This window comes from Streptomyces sp. NK08204, assembly GCF_020400585.1.
Taxonomy (GTDB): Bacteria; Actinomycetota; Actinomycetes; order Streptomycetales; family Streptomycetaceae; genus Streptomyces.
Genome location: NZ_JAINVF010000021.1, coordinates 38,530 through 61,566, shown reverse-complemented (window position 1 = coordinate 61,566; position 23,037 = coordinate 38,530). Strand labels below are relative to the sequence as shown.

Here is a 23,037-nt window from a genome sequence, read left to right as displayed (position 1 = left end):
TCAGTTCTCCCCATAAGCAGCCCGCAGCGCATCCCGCACCGCGGCCAGCGCCTCCGGCTCCCCCAGCCCCAGCCTCCGCACCCGCTCGGCGTAAGCCTGCGCAGCCGCTGCCGCCTCACGTTCCGCGGCCGGGCCGGCCGCGGCCACGAACGTGCCGTTGCGGCCGCGGGTCTCGATGACCCCGTCCGTCTCCAGCGCCCGGTAGGCCTTGGCCACCGTGTTCACCGCGAGCCCCAGCGACTCGGCCAGCCCCCGCACGGTCGGCAGCCGGTACCCCACCGGCAGCGCCCCGCTGCGCGCCTGCTCGGAAATCTGCGCCCGCACCTGCTCGTACGGCGGCGCGCTGTCATCGACGTGGATCTTCAGGCTCACAGGCCGATTGTCCCGCACGCACCGGAAAATGAGAGGCACCCCGGCAGCTGCGTGCGTACGGTCCTTGCACATGACCTTGACCGTGCGCGCTCTGCGCCCCGACGTCACAGCCGACACCGAGGGTTTCGCCGAGGTCCGTCGGCTGGCCCTCCCGTACATCCTGTCCACCTCGGACTCGGTCCGCCACCTCGCCAACCGGGTCCACCCCGACGCCCGCCTGCTTCCGCTCGTCGCCGAGGAGGACGGTGAGATGATCGGCACGGCACAGGCGTATCTGGCCTATGACAGCCCCGAGCCGGGCCTCGGCTGCGTGAACGTGTTCGTGCGGCCGGACCGCACCCACCGCGGCGCGGGCGGGCTCCTGGTGCAGGCCGCCGAGGAGCACCTGGCCGCGCAGGGCGCCACGAGGCTGCTCAGCTGGGTCCTCGACGAGCCGGCCAATCGCGCCTTCGCCGAGCGGCGCGGCTACTCGAGCAGCCGCTGCGCCCTCTTCTTGCGGCTGGACCTGGCGAACGGCACCCTGCCTCCGCTGCCGGACCTCCCTCCCGGCGTCGAACTGCGCACGGCGGCCGACTTCATGGACGACCCCCGGCCGCTGTTCGAGCTGGACGCCGAGACGGTACGGGACGAACCGGGGGACGTAGCGACCGAGTTCACGGACTACGACGCCTGGGTCGAGCAGAGCTGGAAGCACCCACTGCTGAACCGGGAGCTGACCATGGCCGCGGTCGTCGACGGCCGCCCGGTCGCGTTCAGCGTGGCGTACACCGACGGACACGGCCACTACGCCACCGCGATGACCGGCACCGCCCGCGCGTACCGGGGTCGCGGTCTGGCCAAGCTCGCCAAGGTCCACTCCCTGTACCGGGCCCGTGCGGCCGGTGTCACCGAGGCGTTCACGGGCAACGACACCGGGAACGACCCCATGATCGCGATCAACAAGTGGCTCGGGTACGAAACCTGTGCGACGGAGGTGCGCTATGTCCGCGAACTCGGCTGAGGCCCCGGTCGAGGTGGAGGTCGTCCTGGTCAAGGCCGGCCGTACCAAGATCCGTTACGCCGCGGAGCTGATCGGTGACGACGGTACGCGGGTGTCCGTGCGGGCTCCGTGGGCGGGCGAGGGCGTGCGGGACTTCGGCTTCGTGCGCTTTCAGCCTGGCGATGTGTTCACCGAGCACTACTGGCGGGATCGCTGGTACTCCGTGAAGGAGGTGCGCGCGGCGGACGGCACGGTGAAGGGCTGGTACTGCGACATCACCCGGCCCGCCGTCCTCTCCGGCGCCGAACTGGTCGTGGAGGACCTCGACCTCGACCTGTGGCGCTCCGCGGACGGCAAGGACGTACGGCGCCTGGACGAGGACGAGTTCGCCGCGAGCGGGCTGGCGAGGACGGACCCGGATGCCGCGTCGGCCGCCATGGCCGCCCTCGACGAGCTGGAGGCGCTGGCCCGGGGCGGCGACTTCGAGACGCTGCTGCCCTGACGGAGGCCGGCGGTGTCAGGAGGCCGGTGTGCCGGCCGGCGGGTGTCCCCACCGGTGCGAGGGTCCCCCGCACGCCCTCGACCGGCACGCTCCGTCCTGCGGGCCGCAGCAGGTCCGCCGGCGGCGCAGGGCACGGGCGGCCCTGGCGGACGAGGACGACGTCGTGGTGCCGCTCCCCACGGGCGGGTTCACGGCGTCGCCGTGCAGCACCACCGCGTCGCGTCCGGCGAGCTCGGCGCGGCCCGGTCGGCCACGGCTGCGGAACTGTCGGCGGCCGTCACCCGGTGTCCCCGCTCGGCGGCGAGGAGCGACCTGCTGCCGGTGACCGCAGCCGAGATCGAGGACGTGTGCGAGGGGTACTCGGGGGGTCATGAACGAAGTCTGTCCGCCCCGTCGGCACGCACGTGAGGGTCGTGCAGGCCGTGGTCGGGCTCGTCGTCGAAGGTCTCGGCGGCAGCGTCCCGGTCCGCCCCGGCCCGGGAGCAACCGTGGACTCACTCTCGCTCGTCATGTCCCGGGAGTGACATCTGCCACTGACAGTCGGGCACCGATGAGGAACCCTCGCCGAAAGGGTCTACCTCCGTGACCGTCCGGATCTCGGGTAGGCACTGAAGGAGGCAGCCATGCGCCGCATGACCGTGCAGAAGCCCCTGAAGAAGACGGACAGCCGCCGGCTCCGCGAGGCCCGCGAGGAGGCGGAAGAACCCCCCGCGGGATGTCCGCAGCCGCGCCCGGAGGTGCGGAAGGACATCGCACGCACCTGGTGGCCGGACGCCTGACCCGCCGAGCGTCCCGCAGTCCCGCCTCAGCCCAGCCGTTTGCGGTAGTGGATGCGGTCGTAGGGGCCGTCGACACGGCGTTCCACGACCTCATAGCCGTACCGCGGGTAGATCTTCTGGTTCTCCCACATCATCGCGTTGGTGTAGAGCCTGATCTCATCGAGGCCCAGCTCACCCGCGTGTGCCTCGACGAAGTGCAGCAGCCGCCGGCCGACTCCCTTGCCGTGCGCGTCGGGGTGGACGGCGATGCTGTCGAGGAACAGGTGGTCGTCGTGGGCGTCGATGACGACCAGCCCGGTCACCGGCTCCCCGGTGACGAACACCCTGCCCGCTGCCACGTCCGCAGTGTGGTCCGCCTCCATGGGCTGCGGCACCACTCCGATGCGCTCGATGTAGTGGTGGTACGCCGCGTCGGTCACGCACTTGATGGCCGGTACGTCGTGGGGGCCGGCCGGGCGGATCAGTTCGTCTGTCATCTCGCGCACGGTACCTGCTTGAGCGCAGCCTCAGCACGTCTTCGAGCTCCGGCCGGACGGACCCGCATCCGCCGTGCGCCGTAGGGGATTTCACGGTGCCCCGGGGGTCACCGTCCCCAGGGGTGAGGGCCTGTCCGGCGGCTCAGGCCGGACAGGCCCCGGCTCCGGTCAGCTGAAGGCGGACGCGCAGGTGGTGCTGGTGGCATGGGCCGGGTCGAGCGCGTTGGCCACCTCGTGGAAGGCGATGCGGTCGAAGGTGGCGATCGCCACGTGCTCGGACAGGTCGAGCGGACACAGGTCCTGGAGCAGGACGTTGTGGACGTCCGAGCCGTTCAGGTACTGGCTCTGCCAGGGCGTGGCCACCTCGTCGTACTTGGTGGCGATGACCGTGTAGTGCACTCCGGGGACCGTGTCGCCGTCCGCGTTGAGCTTGGTGAGGAAGGCGGAGCCGGGAACCTGGTCGGCGAGCCCGGGGGTGGTGTCCTTGATCAGGTCCTCGGCGCCGGGGAAGTACGGCAGCAGGTTGGTCAGGCCGCTCAGCGTGGCGCCGTGATTGTCGGGGGCGATGCCCACGAGGGAGTTCACCTTGGCGGCTCCGCCGAGGAACTTCAGGTAGTAACGGGGCATCATGCCACCCTGCGAGTGGCCGACCAGGTCGGCCTTGGCGGCTCCGGTCGCGCCGAGCACCTTGTCGACGAAGTCGGACAGCTGCTGCGCCGACTGGTCGATGGGCCCGAGGCCGTAGAAGACGGGCACGCCGGGCAGTTGACCGTAGTCCAGGGAGTAGACGCAGTATCCGCGGTCCTTCAGGTAGGGCGCGAGGGCCAGCCAGTTGTCCACGGAGTTGCCCAGCGTGCCGTGGACGAGGACGACGGGGCGGGGGTGTGCGGCGGAGGGCTTGCAGGACCAGTCGTTCCAGCCGCTGGTCGGCGCCGCGTCGGTGGCGTGCGCGGTGGCGGCGGGTACGGCGGCGACGGCTGCGGTCAGCAGCAGCGCGGCAAGCGGTCTGAGGACTCGCTTCCAGGGCAGCATCGGGTGATCTCCTTGCGGCTCAGGGGAGGTGGGGGACAACTCAACCCAGTGATCCGGATCACGTGGATGCTGTTCACTCGTCAAGTTACGGGTGAGTAGTTCGGATGTGAAGTTACGCGTCGGTAAAAACTGTCGGTAACATCCCGGGGCGCTCTCACCACCCCCGCATCACTGATGGACGGTCAGCACGCTCACCAGGAAGGCCTGATCGGACCATAGGGAGCGATCCGCGCCAAACGGTCCCGCAACGCGTGCACTTCACCCTCGCCCAGCAGTTCGACCCACACTCCCACGACGTCGGCAGCCGCCGCCTCGGCCGCCCGGGTGCAGGCCCACCCGCGCTCGGTCAGCACGATCAGCCGGGCCCGCGCGTCCCCGGGATGCGGCCTCCGCTCGGCGTACCCCTTGCGGACGATCTCGTCCACCAGTTGACTCGCGGCCTGCTTGGTGACCCCCAGGTGCGCGGCGAGGTCACTGACGGTGGCGCCGTCCGGCGCGAGCCGCGCGAAGGCGAAACCGTGGGCGGGCCGGAGATCGGTGAAGCCGCGGGCCACGACTCCGTCATGGATGCGCTGCGTCAGATCGCCGGCCGCAGCGAGCAGGGCGGCGGACAGGGCCATGGCTTCGGAGTTCTGCACAGGGGCATTGAAGCACCCTTGACAGATTGGTCAAGCTGCTTGACCATACGCACCAGATGGTCAAGCAGCTTGACCAACACCGATTGCCGACCGAACGGAGATCACCGTCATGCCCGTCGTCCGCGCATCCGAGTCCGTGACCCACGAGATCCACGGCGCCCGCTTCGTCTCGTACGCCACCCGCCGGACCGGCAGCAAGGAGCTGGCTGCCTGGCGCGGGGAGATCCCCGCGGGCACCAGGGCGCCCGCCCACACCGTCAGCCACGAGGAGATCTTCCACCTGCTCATCGGAGAACTGCTGATCACCCTCGACGGCCACACGGAGCGGGTCTCCGCCGGAGACACGGTGATCGTCAACGCCGGTGCGACCCTCGCCGTGGAGAACCCGACCGATCACACGGCCGTCTCCTGGGTCACCACCTCCGTCGGCCTCACGGCGGAGCTGACCGACGGCACCCGTCTGACGCCGCCCTGGGCCAACTGAGCCACGAGAAGGCGTCCGGGAGGACGCCCGTCACGCGGCCAGCGCGCCCGGCAGCACCGCGCGCGGGCCGAACCTGGCCCGTGCGCGGTCCGCGACCTCCTCGATGCGGCGGACCTTGTCGTCCACGGGGTCGAAGGTGAGCTGGTACGACGCCCGGTAGGCGGGGGTCAGACCCTCGGCGCGCAGGGCGAGCGCACGGACCCGGGCGCGCTGGAGCCCGAGCGCCTCGTACATGCCGTAAGCCGCCTTCGTCAGGGCCGCGGAGTGCGCGGTCGGCTCGGTGAGGGTGCGGCTGCGCGTGGTCGAGTCGCAGGTTCCTCCTCCCGCTCGAGCGCGGCGCAGGTCGGCGTAGCGGACGGTGAGAGTCAGGGTGTGGCAGACCTTCTCCCCCGCGCGCAGCCGGGCGCCGATCTCCTCGGCTGCCGACAGCAGTGCCCTGCGGTGCCGGTCCGGGTTCAACTCGTCACTGGCAAAGGGACGTTCAGCGGCGAGAGAGCGGGAGACGGCGTTCGGCACGACCCGGCCCCGGTCGATGCCGTTCGCCTTCTCGCGCAGCTCGCGGCCCGCCTTCGCGCCGATCAGCCGCTGGAGCGTGGACAGGGGCGCGGCGGCGACCAGGCCGAGGGTGTCCAGCCCGTACTCGCACAGGGTGCGGGCGGTCGCCGCGCCGACACCGGGCAGCGCGGACACGGGCCGGCCGGCGAGGAACTGCGCGACGGCGCCCGGTTCTTCGGATACGGCACAGGTCACCCCGGGCCGGGCGTCGCGCAGCGCCACCCGGGCCAGCATCGGGCCCGGCCCGGCGCCGATCGCGCAGTCGACGCCGTACAGCGCGAGGGACCGGACCCGGATCACCGCCGCCAGTTCCACGGCACCGCGGCCGAAGTAGCGCTCGGCACCGCGCAGATCGGCGAGCACTCCGTCCGGGGGCAGTCCCTCGACGACCGGGGTGAACTCCTCCAGCAGGCGGAGCAGTCCGGGCAGGGCAGCCTCGCGCTCCGGCGTCAGCTGGAAACGTACGCAGAGGATGGTCATCCCGCACTCCCCGGGCTCTGGTGCCACAACTTCCGTATCGCCGCAGGCCCTTGTGCGGCCTCCTGGCCCGCGGGCCGCAGATCGGCCCACGGATGCATCTCGTAACCGGTCGGCAGATGGATCCGGCGCCCGCCCGTCGGATCGCCACCGCCCGACCGCCGCCCCGGCTGCTCCGGCTGCGCCGGTTGCCCAGACTCCCCCGGCCGCCCCGGCTCCTCCGGCCGCCCCGGCTCCTCCGGCCGCCCCGGGACGGGAGCCGCCAGCCGGGCCGCCACCTCGTCGAGACCGCCCTCGGCGCGTAGTTCGGCCAGCTCGGCGAGGTTCCAGGCGGCGGAGCCCACCACACTGAGGCTGCGCGGGCCGCGCCGCTGCACCACTCCGCGCACCAGCAGCAGCCAGGAGTGGAAGACGGTGTGCGCGCAGGCGTCGTGGGAGTCGTCGAAGAAGGCGAGGTCGACCAGGCCCGTGCCGTCGTCCAGCGTGGAGAAGATGACCCGCTTGCCGGATCGGACCGGCGGGGTCTGGGTGGCCGCCTTGGCGCCCGCGACCAGCACGGTCTCCCCGTGCCGGGCCGTGCGCAGCCGGCGCGCCGAGAGCACGCCCAGTTCGGCGAGGAACTCCCGGTGGTCGTCCATCAGGTTGCGCGAGGCATCCATGGACAGCACGCCAAGTTCGGCGCTGAGCCGCTCCTCCGAGGTCAGGTCGGGCAGCCCGGCCGAGGCCGTCCTGCGGCCGCCGGCGAGGGGGAGCTGGCCGCCCCCTGCGCCCCGGGTGCCCCGGTGCAGCTCGGCCACATGCAGTTGCAGGTCACGGCGGTTGGCGCCGAAGGCGTCCAGTGCCCCGACCTGGGCGAGCCGCTGGGCAAGAGGACGGCTCGGGCGGGCCCGCTCCCAGAAGTCCAGCAGGGAGGAGTACGGCTGCCCGTCCGCGATCCGCTCGGCCTCGGCCCGGCTGATGCCGTGCACGTCACAGAGGGCGAGCCGGAGTCCCCAGGTGGGCGATCCAAGGAACCCGGGGGACCCAGGCGTTTCAGACACCAGTTCGACACGATGTGCGACCCCCGACACGTTCACGTCCAACGGCAGGATCGGCACCCCGCGCCGCCGCGCGTCCGCCAGCAGCAGCCGCTTCGGGTACATCCCGGGGTCGTGCGTGAGCAGTCCGGCGTAGAAAGCGGCCGGGTGATGGGCCTTCAGCCACGCCGACTGGTAGGTCGGTACGGCGAAGGCGACCGCGTGCGCCTTGCAGAAGCCGTAGGACCCGAACGCCTCGACGATCCCCCAGGTCCGCTGAATCGTTTCTGCGTCGTAGCCGCGCTCCGCCGCATGCTGGGCGAACCACATCTTGATCCGCCCCTGCATCTCCCGGTCGGACAGCCCGCGCCGGACACGGTCCGCCTCGCCTCGCCCGCAGCCGGTCATGATGGCGACGATGTCGATGATCTGCTCGTGGAAGACGACGACCCCGTACGTCCCCTTCAGCGGCCCCTCCAGGTCCGGGTGCGGATAGCGCACCGGCGCCCGGCCGTGCCGTGCCTCGACGAACGGCCGCACCATGTCGGCGGCGACCGGGCCGGGCCGGAAGAGCGAGATGTCCACGACCAGGTCGTGGAAGGTGGCCGGCTGCAGCCGCCCCACCAGGTCCCGCTGGCCCGGCGACTCGATCTGGAAGCAGCCGAGCGTCTCGGTGGAGCGGATGAGCCGGTACGTCGCCGGGTCGCCCGGCGGCAGCGCGTCCAGGTCGATCCGCTCGCCCGCCGCCCGCTCCACCTCGGCGACCGCGTGCGCCATCGCCGACTGCATCCGCACACCGAGCACATCGAGCTTGAGCAGTCCGAGGTCCTCCACGTCCTCCTTGTCGAACTGCGACATGGGCAAGCCCTCACCACTGGTCGGCACCACCGGCGTGCGGGCGAGGAGGGAGGCGTCGGACAGGAGCACCCCGCACGGATGCATGGCGACTCCGCGCGGGAGGGCGTCGAGGGCCTCGACCAGCTCCCAGAGCCTGCCGTACTTCTCCTTCTCCCCGGCCAGCCGCCGGAGTTCGGGCAGTTCCTCCAGCGCCGCGCGGGCGTCCCGGGCCCGGATGTGCGGGAAGGATTTGGCCACACGGTCGATCTCGGCGGGGTCCATGGACAGGGCGGCGCCCACGTCACGGACGGCGTGCCGGACCCGGTAGGTCTCCGGCATGGAGACGGTCGCGACGCGCTCGGTGCCGAACCGGCCGATGATCGCCCGGTAGACCTCCAGGCGGCGTGCGGACTCCACGTCGATGTCGATGTCCGGCAGTACGACCCGCTGCTTGGACAGGAAGCGCTCCATCAGCAGCCCGTGCTCGAGCGGGTCGGCGTGCGCGATACCGAGAAGGTGGTTGACGAGGGAGCCGGCGCCGGAGCCGCGTGCGGCCACCCGGATGCCCATCTTCCGCACGTCGTCGACCACTTGGGCGACCGTCAGGAAGTAGGAGGCGAAGCCGTGGTGGGCGATGATGTCCAGCTCGTGGTGCATCCGCTCCCAGTACTCCCGGCGGCCGGTATAGCCGTACCGCACCATGCCCGCCGCCGCCCGGGAGGCCAGCGCACGCTGGGCGGTGCGGCGACCGGCGCCGACGAGGTGCGGCTCGGGGAAGTGGACGGTGCCGATACCGAGGTCGTCCTCGGGGTCGACCAGGCACTCGGCCGCCGCGGCCACGGTCTGCTCCATCAGCCGGTGGGCGGTGTCACGCCGGTAGCCGGCCGCCTCCACCACCCGCTCGGCGATCTGGAACATGGCGTCCGCGCCCTTCAGCCAGGCCTCGCCGGAGTCCGGTTCCCCGACGGCGTCGATCGGGACCAGGCGGCGAGCGGCGTCCAGGATGTCGGCGACCGGCCCCTGGCCGGGGTCAGCGTAGCGGACGGCGTTGCCGAGCACCGGCCGGATCCGCTGCTCGGCGGCGAAGCCGAGGGTACGGGCGGCCAGGCGCAGGGAGCCGGGGCCGGTGCCCTTGCGGCCATGGCAGACGGCCTCCAGGCGCAGGGCGTCGCCGTAGACCTCGCGCCAGGGGGCGAGGAGCTTCGCGGCACGGTCGGGGCGGCCCGCGGCGAGGGCACGGCCCACGTCGGAGGCGGGGCCGAGCAGGACGGTGAGGCCGTCGCCGTGATGGTCGGACCAGGGCAGCAGCGGCGTGCCCGCGCCGCCCTTGCCGCCCTCGCTCCGGTGCGCCGCGGTGACGATCCGGCACAGGCTCGCCCAGCCGCGGGCGCCGTCCCGGGCGAGGAAGGTCACCCGGGGCGCCGACTCGTCGACGAAGGCGCCGCCGCGCACGGGGGCGCGGCGCCTCTCCATCTGTACGGTCTCCGGCCCGGCCACGGCCAGGTCCACGCCGAACAGCGGGCGCACGCCCGCCCTGGCGCAGGCCTTGGCGAAGCGGACGGCGCCGGCGAGGGTGTCGCGGTCGGTGAGGGCGAGGGCGTCCATGCCCCGTTCCGCGGCGCGCTCGGCCAGCCGCTCCGGATGCGAGGCGCCGTACCTCAGAGAGAACCCGGAGACGGTGTGCAGATGCGCGAAGCCCGGCACACGCACCTCCCGCACTCGTGAGCCCCGAACGGCTCTCGAACATCAGTTCCCAACTTCCTCATCCCACCATACCTCCATTCCCGAACATGTGTACGACACCCGTCCTTGCGCCTCCGACCTGCGCAAACACCCGGCCGTCCGGACCGCGGGGTATCCCGGACCATCGGCACCCGGCACGCGGGAGCGCGAGGGTGCGGGGGTGCGGGGGCGCGGGGGTGCGGGGGCGCGGGGGTGCGGGGCAAGGGTGAGGGTGAGGGAGGTGAGAGTGCGGGTGCCGAGTGGGTGATCGGCACACCGGAGCCGGCGCCCGGCTGCGGCTCGGTCCCGGCGATCCCGGTCTTGGACACGTGCCCTCGACGGTGACCACGACACGGTTGGTCCTGCCGTCCACCACCCAGGCCGTGCCGGGGACGTCCCGGACGCACGCGGCTGCACGGCCGACCGCCCCGAGGGCGCCTTTCGGCCGTGCAGCCTTCAACCGTCCTGCCGGTCACCCGTGCCCGACGTCCCGAATGCGGCCACGACGCCGCCGCACGGGTCTACGGGTCTACGGGTCTACGGGTCTACGGGTCTACGGGTCTAGTAGATGCTGACGCCGTAGGCGCTGAGCGCCTCGGGCACGGGCTGGTAGAACGTCGTGCCGCCGGTGGTGCAGTCGCCGCTGCCGCCGGAGGTCAGGCCGAGCGCCTTCGTCCCGTCGTACAGGGGCCCGCCGGAGTCGCCGGGCTCGGCGCAGACGTTGGTCTGGATCATGCCGTCGACCGTGCCGCCACCCTGGTAGCGGACGCTGACGTTGAGGGCGGTGACCGTACCGCCGTGGGTGCCCGAAGTGGAGCCGGTGCGCTTGACGTTCTCGCCGACGTAGGCGTTCGCCGCGCTGTAGCCGCCGGAGTGGCTGAGGCTGGTGTTGTCGTACCGGACGAGGGCGTAGTCGTTGCCCGGGAAGCTGTAGCCGATGTTCGGGCCGATGAGCGTGGTGTGGGACTGGTTGGTGTACCAGGTGTTGGCGACCTTGCCGCAGTGGCCCGCCGTGAGGAAGTAGTACGTGCTGCCGCTGACCACGTTGAAGCCGAGGGAACAGCGGTACTGGCCACCGTAGATGGCGGCGCCGGCGGACAGCAGCGGGCGGAAGACCCCGGCGGCGCGCCGGACTTCCACGGCGCCCCGGTCGGTGCCCGCCGCCTTCTCGATGCGGGCGACGCCGGCCTTGGTGACCGTACTGTCGGCGGTGACGACGACACGGCCGGTCGCCTGGTCGGTGTACCAGGCGGTGCCGTCGACCGCGGCCTTGGCGACGTTGTCCGAGACGCGGGCCAGCTGGGCCGCACTGCGGGCGGGGGTGCCGACCGCGCCCGCTGTGGGGGCTCCGGCCAGGGTCGCGGCGATGAGACCTGCGGCGATGGCGAGCAGTCGGGTGCGCTTGGCTCTCACTGATCCTCCTCATGGGAAGCGGAAGGCCGGGCCGGGGGGTGAGGACCCGTAACGCGCTTTCTGGCGTGTTCCTGACACGCTCCAGTGAGAATGACGCCCGCAGGCGCCACGCACAAGACACGGGCAACGTCCTTGTAAAAAAGGCCTGTTCGATCAGCGGTGGGCAGAGTCGCCGGCGCCCGTCCGCGCTCGGACCGGCCCGCTCTTCGTCAGACGACGAGGTCCTTGTAGTAGAAGCTGGCCTTCTTGTCGGTCTGGGTGAGGGACTCCTCGGAGCCGAAGCCGAGGTGGAGGCGGGCGACCGTGGGGGTGTTGCTGGTGCTCGTCCGGTTGCCGTCGCTGTCGTAGGTGTAGGCGGTGCCGTCGATCGTGTACAGGTACTGGCCCATGGAGGTGTAGCCCTGGAAGGTCGGCCCGGTGAGCACGGAGGGCTGGGTGATGGTGGCCAGCGGGGTGAAGGTGCCGGCCTTGAAGGTGGCCAGGTCGTACAGGCTGTACTTCCAGGTGGTGCCGCTGATCCGGTAGCGGTGGGCGGTGCGGTTGGTGACCGGGTCGATGGCGACGGTGTTGTGGTCCGAGCCGGGCACCGGGGCGAAGCGGGTGACCTGGAAGGAAGTGGGTGGCGACCTAGCTCTCGCCGACGAACATGTGACCCAGGTGATCCCTTTTGTCGACGAGGGGATATTCAAGCCGGCCCGGGGGGACGTCATGGGTTTGCTTGAAGGGATCGCCTCTCGCCTGGAACGATTCGGCGAAGGCGCGACCACGGAAGAGCGAGAAGTTGTCGACGCCCATTATCGGTATGCAGTTCTGCTGCATCGAATCTATGGTGAGTTCCTACGCATAGGAGCGCCGTAGCCCGCCCCCTGACCAGCAGGGAACAGTGATGAGCCGCTCACAGCGTGTGGGCGGCTCATCGTTTCCGTCGGAGCCTTTGTACGTGCGACGGGTACCGCCGCGCCGACCTGGGTGTGAAACGGTCATCGTCACGGGGAACAAGCCCTACGCGCCTGCGTACATACTGTGTGCCGGCGGGCAGGACTCCGGCGTTCGTTCCCAACAGCGGCTGCCCTGCCGCCGGCGCTGCCGCGGGGATGCGGGAACTGCCGGCCGAGGAGGCAGGGTTCACAGGGACTGAGCAGTTCGGTCTTCGCGGACGGCCTGCTCCACGCGGACTTGAGGTCCGGGCGCAGCCATGGCATGTGGTGCGCAGGAGAGCCCCGTCAGGTGATACCTGGCGGGGCTTCTGCGTGCCGTGACGGCAGTGGGTCAGCAACCGTCGCAAGGACAGCAGCAGTCGCAACCACCGCAACCGTCACACCCGCTGCACGGGCGGTCGCAGTCGCAGCTGTGGCAGCAGCCTTCCCGTTTCTTGCGCGACCAGGGCCCTTCGTACTCCGTGGCGCAGCACATCTGGCACGTGCAGCACAGCAGCAGGAACATCCCGCAGCCGGGCAGGAGACCGCGGGGCTCCAGGGGCTTGTGGGGTGCGGGCGGGGGCCCGGGGACATACGGTCCCGGCTGGTGCGCAGCGCAGGCCGGGACGGTGCCGAACGCCCGGTCCACCGAGCGGCGCAACTCGTGAACGAGCAGCAGATGGACCAGCCGGCCGTCCGCGAACTCGGCTTCCCGCAGCGCGAGCTGGATGCCGTGCAGGGCGTCGTCGGCAAGCCGGCGGGCCTCGGCGAGGGAGGTGCCGGTGGCGGTCAGAGGGTTCCAGGCGCCCGACTCGGCGTCGGCGTGCCGGTCCTCGACGGCGTCCAGGAGGTGCGCGAGCCGCCCGAAGAGGCGCCCGGCCTCGGCGAGGGGCTCGCCGTTGGCGGGCCGCCCCGCCAGCACCGCGGTGTGCGCGAACGCCGCGGCGGTCGCCGTCTCGGTCGGTTCGGTCACCGTCAGGATCGGGGTGCCATGGCCCGCGAGGGCCTCGATGCCGGTCTGCCGGCCCACGGCGTCGAGCAGCAGGCCGGTGTCGAAGCCGACCGCCGACCCCGTGCGCGCCCCGGCCCGCCCCCAGTTCGCGGCGACCCGGCGGGCGGCAGCCGCGACGGGCGCCCGGGCCAGCAGTCCGTCGCGGTCCACGACATGGTCGCGGACCTTGGCCGAGGCGAGCACCAGCGAGACGGCGGCGGCGAGCCGCGCTCCCTCGCCCTGGGCGACGGACGCCGTGCGCATGCCCCGCAGCGCGCACGGCCCGGCGGTGCGGCGGGATCCGCTCGCCCGTCCTGCCTGAGCCTCCGTCAGAACCGATATGAGAAGCCCGTCATAGTTCGTCACGATCCGCGCGAACTGTCCGTGGTCCCGGCGCAGCGCGAGGCACAGCCCGCACAAGTGCGCCATCCACTCGGCTTTGAAGCGCTCCCCCAGCCGATGGCTGCAGGGCCTGACGATTCCGAACACGATGATCTCCCCCCGTGGCCCGATGAGACGTTCACCCGGACGCCCCGCGCCTCACCCGTCCGCCAACAACAATCATATTTCACTCACAGTCAGCAGCCGTATGTGTCAGAACCCTTGGGGCACAAGGACTCTCGACGGATCGGCTGTGCACCAGTACCGTCACAAACCCCCCGCGCGGCGCCCATCCACTTGGCGCGCTGTCAGCATCATGGACGACCATAGGGAAGAGGAACGCAAGAAGACCGCTGTGAGAGGAGGCGTCCATGGGATCGGTACGCAAGGCCAGTGCGTGGCTCGGCCTCGTCGACGACAACGATGACGAGCGCTACTACGACGACGACTACAACGAGGGGACCGAGCCCGGCGATGCCTGGGCCACCGACCCCCGGGTGAGGGTGGCGACGGACGTCGCCGTGGAGAAGGGCCGCCGGATCGGCACGGTCACCCCGGACAGCTTCCGGGACGCCCGCGCCATCGGTGAGCTGTTCCGCGAGGGCGTCCCGGTCATCATGAACCTGACGGCGATGGAGCCGACCGACGCCAAGCGCGTGGTGGACTTCGCCGCCGGACTCACCTTCGGGCTGCGGGGCACGATCGAGCGGGTCGCGACCCGGGTGTTCCTGCTGACGCCCGCGAACACGGAGATCGTCAGCGGTGAGCCGGCGGCCCACCGCGAGGACGGTTTCTTCAACCAGAGCTGAGGCAGGGCCGCTCACCGGCCCTGCCCGCTGCTGAGGGTCAGCGGAAGGCGTCGAGCCCGGTGAGCGCCTTGCCCAGCACGAGCTGGTGCATCTCGACGGTGCCCTCGTAGGTGAGCACCGATTCCAGGTTGGTCGCGTGCCGCATCACGGGATATTCCAGGGAGATCCCGTTGGCACCGAGGATCGTCCGCGCCGTGCGGCAGATCTCGATCGCCTCGCGGACGTTGTTGAGCTTGCCGAAGCTGACCTGCTCGGGGCGCAGGCGGCCGGCGTCCATCCGCCGCCCCAGATGGTGGGCGAGCAGAATCCCCTTGTGCAGTTCGACCGCCATGTCGGCGAGTTTGGCCTGGGTGAGCTGGAAGCCGCCGATGGGCCGCCCGAACTGCTCCCGCGTCTTCGCGTACTCCACGGCCGACTCGAAGCTGCTGCGCGCGGCGCCCATCGCACCCCAGACGATGCCGTAGCGGGCGTGCGACAGGCAGCTGAGCGGGCCGCGCAGGCCGGTGCCGTCGGGCAGGACGGCGCTGGCGGGCAGCCGTACGTCGTCGAGGACGAGTTCGCTGGTGACGGAGGCCCGCAGGGACCACTTGTGCTTGATCTCGGGGGCCGAGAACCCGGGGGTGTCGGTCGGTACGACGAACCCGCGGATCCCTTCCTCCGTCTGTGCCCACACGACGGCGACCCCGGCCACGGACCCGTTGGTGATCCACATCTTGCGGCCGTTGAGGACCCAGTCGTCGCCGTCGCGCTTGGCGTGGGTGCGCATGGAGGCCGGGTCGGAACCGATGTCGGGCTCGGTGAGACCGAAGCAGCCGATCACCTCGCCGGCGGCCATGCGCGGCAGCCACTGCTGCTTCTGCTCCTCGCTGCCGAAGCGGTGGATGGCGTACATCGCGAGAGAGCCCTGCACGGAGACCAGGGACCGGATGCCCGAGTCGGCGGCCTCCAGCTCCAGACAGGCGAGGCCGTACTGGACCGCGGTGGCCCCGGCGCAGCCGTATCCGGTCAGCGACATGCCGAGCGCGCCGATGCCGCCGAGTTCGCGCGCGAGTTCCCGGATCTGCGGCAGCTCGCCCGTCTCGTACCAGTCGGAGATGTGCGGCAGCACGCGGTCGGCGGCCCAGGAGCGGACGGTGTCCCGGACGGCCAGGTCCTCCGGCTCCAGCAGGTCGTCGATCCCGAGCGGGTCGGCGGCATCGAACGGGGGCAACTTCGCGGACGCGGACATGGACAACCCTCCGGCACACGGGGACAGAGTGAAAACTAGCGACGCTAGTTACAATTCCCGGCCGACGTTACGATGCCACGTCCCGCACGTCCAGAGCCGCCACGGGCACCCTCGGCTGCGCGGCCTCCCGGGGCGCGGGAACTTCGACGCCGGCGGGCCGCTCGGTCCTGGCCTGCTGCTCCGGGCAGTGCATGATCCGCGGCAGCCGCAGGGCCATCGCCGCGCCGAGCAGGAGCAGACCCGCGCTGACCAGCAGGGTCACATGCAGTCCGTGTACGAAGGAGTCGCGGGCCGCCCGCCGCAGCGCGGCCCCGGCCGGACCGCCGAGCCGGCCGGCGACGTCGTACGCCTCGCCCAGCGAGTGCCCCGCCGAGGCCGAGGCCGACGCCGGGACGCCGGGCACCGACGCCAGACCGGGTGCGTAGGCCGCGTTCATCACGCTGCCGAGCAGCGCGATGCCGATGCCGGCGCCCAGCTGGTAGGAGGTCTCACCGATCGCCGCCGCCCCGCCGGCCTGCTCGGCCGGGGCCTCGCTCAGCATCGACTCGTAGGCGCCGAAGAGGGTCGTCTCCAGGCCGAAGCCGAGCAGCACGAAGCCGAAGAGCAGCAGGCCGGCGTCGTCGCTCGCGCCCATCGCCGTCAGCACGAGGACCGCGGCCGCGGTGAGGCAGAAGCCGAAGCACACCATCCGGCGCGGCCCGAACCGGCGCAGCATCCGCGCGCCGGCCAGCCCCGCCGCCATCGCCGCGATGGTCAGCGGCAGCAGTCTGAGTCCCGTCTCCAGCGGCGTGAGTCCGAGCACCAGCTGGAGGTACTGGGCCGCGATCAGCTCCAGGCCCACCAGCGCGAGCATCGCCAGCACGATGCAGCCCACCGAGGTGCTGAACGCGGGCCGCCGGAACATCCGCAGGTCGACCAGCGGGTACGTCCGCCGCTTCTGCCGCCGTACGAAGAGCAGCAGGAGCGCCCCGCCCGCGAGCAGGGGCAGGACGGTCAACGGGCTCGCGACCGGTTCCCCGCCGCCGAGCCGCTTCACGCCGAAGACCGCACCGAACAGGCCGACCGCCGCCATCAGCGCGCCGACCACGTCCCAGGGGCCGTCGCGGTCGCCGCGCGACTCGGGCAGCAGCATCCGGCCGATCGGCAGGCTCACCAGCATCAGCGGGACGTTGACCAGGAAGACCGCGCCCCACCAGAAGTGCTCCAGCAGGAATCCGCCGAGCAGCGGCCCGACCGCCGCGCCGACGGCGGCCACCGCGCTCCAGATGCCGATGGCCAGCGCGCGCTCGCGCCGGTCGGGGAAGACCTGGCGGAGGATCGACAGGGTCGCGGGCATGATCATCGCGCCGCCGACGCCGAGGAGTGCGCGGGCCAGGATGAGCGTCTCGGCGGTCTGCGCCAGGGCGGCCACCGCGGAGGCGACACCGAACAGGGTGTAGCCGAGCAGCAGGATGCGTCTGCGGCCGACCCGGTCGCCCAGGGTGCCGAAGAGGATGAGCAGCGAGGCGCAGACCAGCGGGTAGACGTCGACGATCCAGAGCAGTTCTATGGCGCCGGGCCGCAGGTCCTCGGTGACAGCGGGGACCGCCACGTGCAGCACGGTCGCGTCCAGGGCGACGAGCAGCAGGCTGACGCAGAGGACGACGAGCACCACCCAGCGGTTGGCACCGGCCCCGGCCGCCCGACGGCGCTGCCGCACGGCAGCCGTGGTCGTGCCGGACATGTACGTACCTCCCAGATGTTCCCTCGCGCAGTGCGGGCCGACGGGTGGGGACTGCCGTCGTGCGGCCGGAAGAGGAGCGGTGTCTCCGGCCCGCGCAAACCCACGCGGGTGACTCGTCAGCGTACGCGAGTTCGCCCGCCGGACACGTGGCGGACCTCTCACACGCGCGACCCAACCCGTGTGGCGTACGCCACTGCCGCACCCCTTGACCAGGCCCCGGCGCACGGCCCACCTCCCCGTCCCGTCGATAATCGTCCCCGTGACCGATCTTGCGACACGCGTGTCCCCGCCCCGCGCGACCCTGCCGCGCCGGGTGGCTCCTGCGCTTGTGGGATACGCGGCGGTGCGCGCCCTGGGCCTGATCGTGTTGGCGGTGTGGAGCGCCGCGCGCGGCAAGAGCGCGTACACCTTGCTGACCGCGCGCTGGGACGCGCTGTGGTACACGCGGGTCGCTGAGCTGGGCTACGGCTACGAGGTGCGGCTGCCGAACGGAGACGTCCACTCCAACCTGGCGTTCTTCCCGCTGCTGCCCTGGCTCGAGCGGCTGCTGCACGCGGTCACGCCGCTGTCGTACGCCGACGCCGGCTTCGCTGTCTCCCTGCTCTCCTCGCTGGCCGCGGCCGGGGGGATCTTCGCGGTGGCGGAGTGGGTGCACGGCCCCCGCGTCGGCCTGTGCGCGGTGCTGCTGTGGGCGGTGCTGCCGGTCGGGATCGTGCAGTCGATGGCGTACAGCGAGTCGCTGTTCACGGCGCTGGCCGCCTGGTCGCTGTACGCGCTGCTGACCGGCCGGTGGGTGAGCGCCGGGCTGCTCGCGGCGCTGGCGGGGCTGACCCGGCCGGTGGGGGCTGCGGTGGTCGCGGCGGTGTGGGTGGCGGGCGTGCTCTCGTTCGTGGGCACCCGAAGCGCGAGCGAATCGCACGGCGCGCAGGCCGACGAACGCGCCCCCGCGCCGCCGTACGACTCCCCGACCGGGCGCATATCAAGAGAGAACGGCGCGCGGGCTGCGACACGCGCCCCCTCGTCCACACCCGACGCCCCCTCATGGCGCCGGGCCCTCGGCATGGTGATCGCACCTCTCGGCGCCGCCGGATATGTCCTGTGGGTCGGGCACCGCACCGGCAAGGGGCCGCTCGGATATCTGGACGTGCAGGCCGGGTGGCGCAACGGCTTCGACGGCGGTTACGCCTTCGCGCGCTTCGTCGGCGAAAAGTTCACGTCGGTTCCGTCCGCACCGGCCGGCGCCGGACTGGTCCTCGGGGTCGCCCTGCTGATCTGGCTCTACGTGACCGGGGTACGTCGGCGCCAGCCCGTCCCGCTGCTGGTCTACACGGGTGTCGTCCTGGCCCTCGCGCTGTGCGCGTCGAGCTACTTCGGCTCCAAGCCCCGCCTCCTGCTGCCCGCCTTCCCGCTGCTGCTGCCGCTCGCCCACACCCTGGCCCGGGCGCGTACGTCCCGGTCGGCGCTGGTCACGGCGGGGGTGGCGGTGGCGTCGGCGGTCTACGGGGCGTTCTGGCTGAACGGCTCCGGGCCGCCGTGATCAACCATCGCGCACGGTGAGCGACCGGAGAATTCCACCCCAGGATTCGGTGAACGAATTCATAAGCGCCATATAAGCGACACGCGTCATGATCAAAAGAATTGAAGGGCACCACGGGGAGGGATTGCGGAATCATCGGAATTCCACGAGTCCTGAGACGTTTCCCACATCACATCGTCATCACAACCCCCCTGTTTCGACCGGTCACACACCTCACTCGCTGTAACGTCGATTGAGTGCGTACCGAACGGAACCTCACCCGGCGTCTGGACCGGGTGTTCGCCAGGCTGGACCGTGAGCCGGAACGACCGGCCCACATCGATGTGCCGCGGATGAGCCGGCACAGGGTCGTGCTGTTCTCCGCGACCCTGGCTTTCTACCTGGCGATCGTGTGGGCCGTGATCACCACCTCCTGGCTGGTCCGCCTCGACTGGCAGGTCATGTTCTTCCGGCCGTACCAGCAGTGGCCGCAGATCCACGCCTTCCTCGACTACTACGTGGTGCTCGGCCAGCGCGGCCCCACCGCCGTGATGGTCGCGGCCTGGCTGGGCTGGCGCTCCTGGCGGCAGCACACCCTGCGCCCGCTGCTGACCCTGGCCGCCTCGCTGCTGCTGCTCAACGCCACGGTCGGCGCCGCCAAGCTCGGCATGGGCCGGCTCGGCCCGCACTACGCCACCGTGATCGGCTCGAACGAGATGGGCCTGGGCGGCGATATATTTCCCAGCGGCCACACCGCCAACGCGGTGGTGACCTGGGGAATCCTGGCCTATCTGGCCTCCACCCCGAGAGCGCGCCGCTGGCTGTCCGCGCTGTCGGCGGTCACCGCGCTCGGCGTCGGCCTCACCACCGTCTACCTCGGTACGCACTGGCTGAGCGACGTGCTGCTGGGCTGGGCCGCGGGCCTGCTGATCCTGCTCGCCCTGCCCTGGTTCGAGCCGCTGATCGCACGGACGGAGACCTGGATCCTCGACGTCCGTGACCGCTGGCGCGCCCGTCGCGGCCGGCCGGTCCCCGCACCCGCCGTGCCGCTCACGCCGGTGCTGCTCACGTCACGCACCACGGCGGCCGAGTCCCCCGCCCCGGAGCGGGAGCCGGTCTCCCTGACCCGCACCTCCCGCGGCACGATCCATCTCGCCGCCGGTCCGCACACGGCCCGCTCGGAACGCACCCCGGTCACCCCGGTGGGCAGCAGGCGCCCGCCGCACGCCGATCGCCTCCCGCGCGGCACAAGCCAGCCGGCCCGCCCCCTGACAGGCGGCTGACGGCCTGGACGGCGCGGGGCCCGGTACGCACCACCAGCCCCCGCGCCACGGCGAAGGCCCCGCTCCCGGAGAGGGAGACGGGGCCCTCGTCGTCCGTACGCCCACCGCGACGAGGGCCGGCGTGCGGTGCGGACGGTCGTACGTGCGGAGCTTCAGCCCTTCCAGGCGCGGGCCACCCGGCCGTCACGCACCTCGAAGTTCAGCCGGCCCACCCGGTACTCCATGGTGATGACCGCGCCGGGCGGAAGGGACCGCACCGTCGACCACCCCCGTTCCCGGGCGAGCCGTTCGGCATGGGCGGCGTCGAGGCCGACGTACCCGTCCGGACTGTCCTGGGGCTCCGCCGAAGGAGTGGGAATCGGTGCCATACGGCCACGCTAGGCGGTATCCGGCGACGACGGAAGCCGGGCTCCCCAGGGTAAGAACCGCATCAGAAGCCGGTCACACTTCTGTCACAGAGTCCCGGCACCCGTTTCACTCGAACTACGTCACCCGAACGAGGGTTTCCCTACCGCTTACGGGCGTAATCAAGCGAAATTCAAGCGGACCGATGCGCCCTCTCCCATTGCCCCGCCGGAAAGCGCCGAGAGGGGGTCCGCACGGGCCCCGGACTCCATTACCGCCGGAATCCCGGGCGCCGTCACGGGAGCTGACACTGCCTGGGAATTAAAGCCGTGGACCGGGTCAGAGCGGCGTCGAGCCGGTCCCGCACCGTGCGGACGGCCTCGGTCAGCTCGGCGGGCTCCAGCACCTGGAACGGCAGACCCAGCATCATGACGTGAACGACCATCAGCTCCAGGCTCGCGGCGCCGCTGCGCAGGATGCACGCGTCCGCCCCGTCGGCCTCCAGCGTCCCGGCGGACGGCGAGATCCGCTCGGCAGCCTCGTGCAGCGGGACCAGCAGCCGGACCACGGAGTGCGTGGCGTACGCGCGCGTGGACACGCCCCGCGAGACATAGGCGGCCAGGTCCTCGGCGGGCGGCTCGCGAGGGGGGAAGCGCGGCCCGTGCGGCGGCTTGGGGGTGATGCGGTCGACGCGGAACGTCCGCCAGTCCGCGCGGTCCACGTCCCAGGCGACCAGGTACCAGCGCCGCTCGGTGCACACCAGCCGGTGCGGTTCGACCGTGCGGCGGCCGGTGGCGCCCTCGTGGCTGCGGTACTCGAAGCGCAGCCGTTCGCCGTCCCGGCACAGGTGGGCGAGTTCGGTGAGCAGGGCCGGGTCGACGGCACCCGAGGGCGGACCGTCGCGCAGCATGGGCACGGTGACGGCGTTCAGTGCGCTCACCCGGCGGCGCAGCCGGTCCGGCAGCACCTGCTCCAGCTTCGCGAGGGCGCGTACGGAGGTCTCGCCGATGCCTTCGATGCCCTGTCCGGCGGCGGTGCGCAGGCCGACCGCGACGGCGACGGCCTCGTCGTCGTCCAGCAGCAGCGGCGGGAGCTCGGCGCCCGCGCCCAGGCGGTAGCCGCCGCCGGTGCCGGGGCCGGCGTTGACCGGGTAGCCCAGCTCGCGCAGCCGGTCCACGTCCCGGCGCACCGTGCGTGCGCTGACGCCGAGGCGCTCGGCGAGTTCGGCACCGGACCAGTCGCGGTGGATCTGCAGCAGCGAGAGCAGACGCAGCAGGCGTGCGGAGGTCTCCGACATGGGGGCGAGTCTGCCAGTCGATGCGGACAGCCGCTGTCCTCTTCGTGGACAGCGGCTGTACCGGTCAGGTGATCGGCGTCCGTGACCCGCCCGGTCAGAGGGCGAGGCGCTGGCCGGGCACGATCAGGTCCGGGTCGTCGCCGATGACGGTCCGGTTGGCTGCGTAGATCCGCTGCCAGCTGGTGCCGTGCCGGGCGGCGACGGCGCTCAGGGTGTCGCCCTCGCGGACGGTGTAGTCGCCGCGGGAGCCGTGGGGGGTGCCGCGGTCGGTGTGGGCCGCCGGATGGTCCGGCGTCTTCGCCGGACGTCGTGGGGCCGCCTTGGTGGTGGCGCTGCTCTCCGGCGCGGTGCTCCCTGTTGCCGCGCTCTGTTCGGCGGTGTTCGTCCCGGCCGACCCGGAGGACGCGGTCGCCGGTGCGCTGCCGGCGGCTCCGGCCCGGGCCGCGCAGACCGGCCAGGCGTCCCAGCCCTGGGCGTGCTGGACCTTGGTGGCCACGGTGATCTGCGCGCTGCGGGAGGCCAGGTCGGCCCGGGGGGCGTACGCGGTGCCGCCGTACGCGCGCCAGGTGCCGGCGGAGAACTGGAGCCCGCCGTAGTAGCCGTTGCCGGTGTTGATGTGCCAGTTGCCGCCACTTTCGCACCGGGCGATTCGGTCCCACACTCCGTTGTCCGCGGCGGCGGCGTTGCCGGTCGCGGCAAGCAGGCCCAGCGGGGCGAGGAGCACCGCTCCGGCGAGAGCGGCCGTCGTACGGCCCTTGCGGGCGCTGTCGGGACGAGCGGTGTCGCGGCTGGTATCGGCACACTCGGACATGTAATTCCCTCTCCACGAACCCGGGCTCCCCCAGGGCGGAGCGCGCCTCACCGCGCAGGACCGCGGTTCCTCGCGCCCGTCCCCGTCCGCCGCGGCCCCCGGCTGTGATCGTGCTCTGCCTGGTGCCGGCGGGCGGACGTACCCGAGCGGTGCTCGTTGCACACGGCGGAGGAATGTAGGGAGAGCGGGCGGCCGGGTTCAACCAACTGCTCGTCGCTCCAGGCCAGTTGCGAGTTACCGAGGGTATCGGCAATTTTCGGACACCCATTTCATTCGCTGATTTCATGATTTTTCGACCAACGCCAGAGGCGACCTGTGACTGACGTCACCCTTTCAAGCTTCCTGGCTCCACGGAGAGTTGACGGTGAGTGTCCGATTCCGGCCGGTCGGTGACCCTGTGCGCTGGGTGGTTCGACTCCGTTCCGCTCGGGGCGTGACTCCTGCCACAGGACGC

23 protein-coding genes are annotated in these 23,037 nt (G+C 71.8%); 8 read left to right on the top strand and 15 right to left on the bottom strand.

What is annotated here, in order from left to right:
• On the bottom strand, positions 1–372 hold the full coding sequence (locus tag K7G59_RS26120) for a GntR family transcriptional regulator (protein ID WP_225838310.1): 372 nt from the start codon (positions 370–372) through the stop codon (positions 1–3).
• A gap of 70 nt (positions 373–442) precedes the next feature.
• Between K7G59_RS26120 and K7G59_RS26115 the strand changes: the two genes are divergently transcribed.
• The 3 genes from K7G59_RS26115 (at position 443) to K7G59_RS26105 (ending at position 2,632) form a co-directional block, all read left to right on the top strand.
• On the top strand, positions 443–1,372 hold the full coding sequence (locus K7G59_RS26115) for a GNAT family N-acetyltransferase (protein WP_225838307.1): 930 nt from the start codon (positions 443–445) through the stop codon (positions 1,370–1,372).
• Positions 1,353–1,853 carry a DUF402 domain-containing protein gene (locus tag K7G59_RS26110; protein WP_225838305.1) on the top strand — a complete coding sequence of 167 codons (501 nt, stop codon included), beginning with the start codon at positions 1,353–1,355 and terminating at the stop codon, positions 1,851–1,853. The genes K7G59_RS26115 and K7G59_RS26110 overlap by 20 nt, the downstream gene beginning before the upstream one ends.
• A 623-nt stretch (positions 1,854–2,476) precedes the next feature.
• Positions 2,477–2,632, top strand: coding sequence for a hypothetical protein (locus tag K7G59_RS26105; RefSeq protein ID WP_225838303.1), 156 nt, complete (start codon positions 2,477–2,479; stop codon positions 2,630–2,632).
• A gap of 26 nt (positions 2,633–2,658) precedes the next feature.
• On the opposite strand, the gene K7G59_RS26100 is transcribed toward K7G59_RS26105, so the two are convergent.
• The 3 genes from K7G59_RS26100 to K7G59_RS26090 form a co-directional block, all read right to left on the bottom strand.
• Positions 2,659–3,108 carry a GNAT family N-acetyltransferase gene (locus tag K7G59_RS26100; protein ID WP_225838301.1) on the bottom strand — a complete coding sequence of 150 codons (450 nt, stop codon included), beginning with the start codon at positions 3,106–3,108 and terminating at the stop codon, positions 2,659–2,661.
• A gap of 168 nt (positions 3,109–3,276) precedes the next feature.
• Positions 3,277–4,140 (bottom strand): triacylglycerol lipase, encoded by an 864-nt coding sequence (locus K7G59_RS26095; protein WP_225838299.1) that lies wholly within the window; start codon positions 4,138–4,140, stop codon positions 3,277–3,279.
• Between the two features lie 191 nt (positions 4,141–4,331).
• Positions 4,332–4,778 (bottom strand): MarR family winged helix-turn-helix transcriptional regulator, encoded by a 447-nt coding sequence (locus K7G59_RS26090; RefSeq protein WP_225838298.1) that lies wholly within the window; start codon positions 4,776–4,778, stop codon positions 4,332–4,334.
• A 109-nt stretch (positions 4,779–4,887) separates the two neighbouring features.
• On the opposite strand from K7G59_RS26090, the gene K7G59_RS26085 reads away from it, so the two are divergent.
• Positions 4,888–5,262 carry a cupin domain-containing protein gene (locus K7G59_RS26085; RefSeq protein WP_225838296.1) on the top strand — a complete coding sequence of 125 codons (375 nt, stop codon included), beginning with the start codon at positions 4,888–4,890 and terminating at the stop codon, positions 5,260–5,262.
• A 30-nt stretch (positions 5,263–5,292) separates the two neighbouring features.
• Here the strand turns inward: K7G59_RS26085 and K7G59_RS26080 are convergent, their stop codons facing one another.
• The 5 genes from K7G59_RS26080 to K7G59_RS26060 form a co-directional block, all read right to left on the bottom strand.
• Positions 5,293–6,297 (bottom strand): hypothetical protein, encoded by a 1,005-nt coding sequence (locus tag K7G59_RS26080; RefSeq protein ID WP_225838293.1) that lies wholly within the window; start codon positions 6,295–6,297, stop codon positions 5,293–5,295.
• Positions 6,294–9,851, bottom strand: a complete 3,558-nt coding sequence (locus K7G59_RS26075; RefSeq protein ID WP_225838292.1) for a DNA polymerase III subunit alpha — start codon at positions 9,849–9,851, stop codon at positions 6,294–6,296. Before K7G59_RS26075 ends, K7G59_RS26080 begins: the two co-directional genes overlap by 4 nt.
• Before the next feature lie 58 nt (positions 9,852–9,909).
• Positions 9,910–10,329 carry a S1 family peptidase gene (locus K7G59_RS35410; RefSeq protein WP_225838290.1) on the bottom strand — a complete coding sequence of 140 codons (420 nt, stop codon included), beginning with the start codon at positions 10,327–10,329 and terminating at the stop codon, positions 9,910–9,912.
• 101 nt (positions 10,330–10,430) lie between these two features.
• Positions 10,431–11,282 carry a S1 family peptidase gene (locus tag K7G59_RS26065; protein WP_225838288.1) on the bottom strand — a complete coding sequence of 284 codons (852 nt, stop codon included), beginning with the start codon at positions 11,280–11,282 and terminating at the stop codon, positions 10,431–10,433.
• 209 nt (positions 11,283–11,491) lie between these two features.
• Entirely contained in the window at positions 11,492–11,869 is a 378-nt protein-coding gene (locus K7G59_RS26060) for a hypothetical protein (RefSeq protein WP_225838286.1), read from the bottom strand.
• 13 nt (positions 11,870–11,882) lie between these two features.
• Between K7G59_RS26060 and K7G59_RS26055 the strand changes: the two genes are divergently transcribed.
• Positions 11,883–12,140, top strand: a complete 258-nt coding sequence (locus tag K7G59_RS26055) for a hypothetical protein (RefSeq protein WP_225838284.1) — start codon at positions 11,883–11,885, stop codon at positions 12,138–12,140.
• Positions 12,141–12,551: 411 nt separating this feature from the next.
• On the opposite strand, the gene K7G59_RS26050 is transcribed toward K7G59_RS26055, so the two are convergent.
• Positions 12,552–13,679 (bottom strand): DUF5685 family protein, encoded by a 1,128-nt coding sequence (locus K7G59_RS26050; RefSeq protein ID WP_225838282.1) that lies wholly within the window; start codon positions 13,677–13,679, stop codon positions 12,552–12,554.
• A gap of 263 nt (positions 13,680–13,942) precedes the next feature.
• On the opposite strand from K7G59_RS26050, the gene K7G59_RS26045 reads away from it, so the two are divergent.
• Positions 13,943–14,380: a cell division protein SepF gene (locus K7G59_RS26045; RefSeq protein WP_225838280.1), complete on the top strand. Its 438-nt coding sequence runs from the start codon at positions 13,943–13,945 to the stop codon at positions 14,378–14,380.
• Positions 14,381–14,417: 37 nt separating this feature from the next.
• Here K7G59_RS26045 and K7G59_RS26040 read toward each other — a convergent pair whose 3' ends face one another.
• Both K7G59_RS26040 and K7G59_RS26035 read right to left on the bottom strand, forming a co-directional pair.
• On the bottom strand, positions 14,418–15,608 hold the full coding sequence (locus K7G59_RS26040; RefSeq protein ID WP_225838277.1) for an acyl-CoA dehydrogenase family protein: 1,191 nt from the start codon (positions 15,606–15,608) through the stop codon (positions 14,418–14,420).
• 67 nt (positions 15,609–15,675) lie between these two features.
• Positions 15,676–17,331, bottom strand: coding sequence for an MFS transporter (locus tag K7G59_RS26035; RefSeq protein WP_225838275.1), 1,656 nt, complete (start codon positions 17,329–17,331; stop codon positions 15,676–15,678).
• 259 nt (positions 17,332–17,590) lie between these two features.
• Between K7G59_RS26035 and K7G59_RS26030 the strand changes: the two genes are divergently transcribed.
• On the top strand, positions 17,591–18,868 hold the full coding sequence (locus K7G59_RS26030; RefSeq protein ID WP_225838272.1) for a mannosyltransferase family protein: 1,278 nt from the start codon (positions 17,591–17,593) through the stop codon (positions 18,866–18,868).
• A gap of 236 nt (positions 18,869–19,104) precedes the next feature.
• Positions 19,105–20,130 (top strand): phosphatase PAP2 family protein, encoded by a 1,026-nt coding sequence (locus tag K7G59_RS26025; protein ID WP_225838270.1) that lies wholly within the window; start codon positions 19,105–19,107, stop codon positions 20,128–20,130.
• A gap of 152 nt (positions 20,131–20,282) precedes the next feature.
• Here the strand turns inward: K7G59_RS26025 and K7G59_RS26020 are convergent, their stop codons facing one another.
• The 3 genes from K7G59_RS26020 to K7G59_RS26010 form a co-directional block, all read right to left on the bottom strand.
• Complete coding sequence (locus K7G59_RS26020) at positions 20,283–20,498, bottom strand: I78 family peptidase inhibitor (RefSeq protein WP_225838267.1); 216 nt, start codon at positions 20,496–20,498, stop codon at positions 20,283–20,285.
• 272 nt (positions 20,499–20,770) lie between these two features.
• Positions 20,771–21,772: a YafY family protein gene (locus tag K7G59_RS26015; RefSeq protein WP_225838265.1), complete on the bottom strand. Its 1,002-nt coding sequence runs from the start codon at positions 21,770–21,772 to the stop codon at positions 20,771–20,773.
• 94 nt (positions 21,773–21,866) lie between these two features.
• The gene (locus K7G59_RS26010) at positions 21,867–22,583 is read right to left on the bottom strand and encodes a transglycosylase family protein (RefSeq protein ID WP_225838263.1); all 717 of its coding nucleotides are present in this window, start codon (positions 22,581–22,583) and stop codon (positions 21,867–21,869) included.
• Positions 22,584–23,037 lie beyond the last annotated feature (454 nt).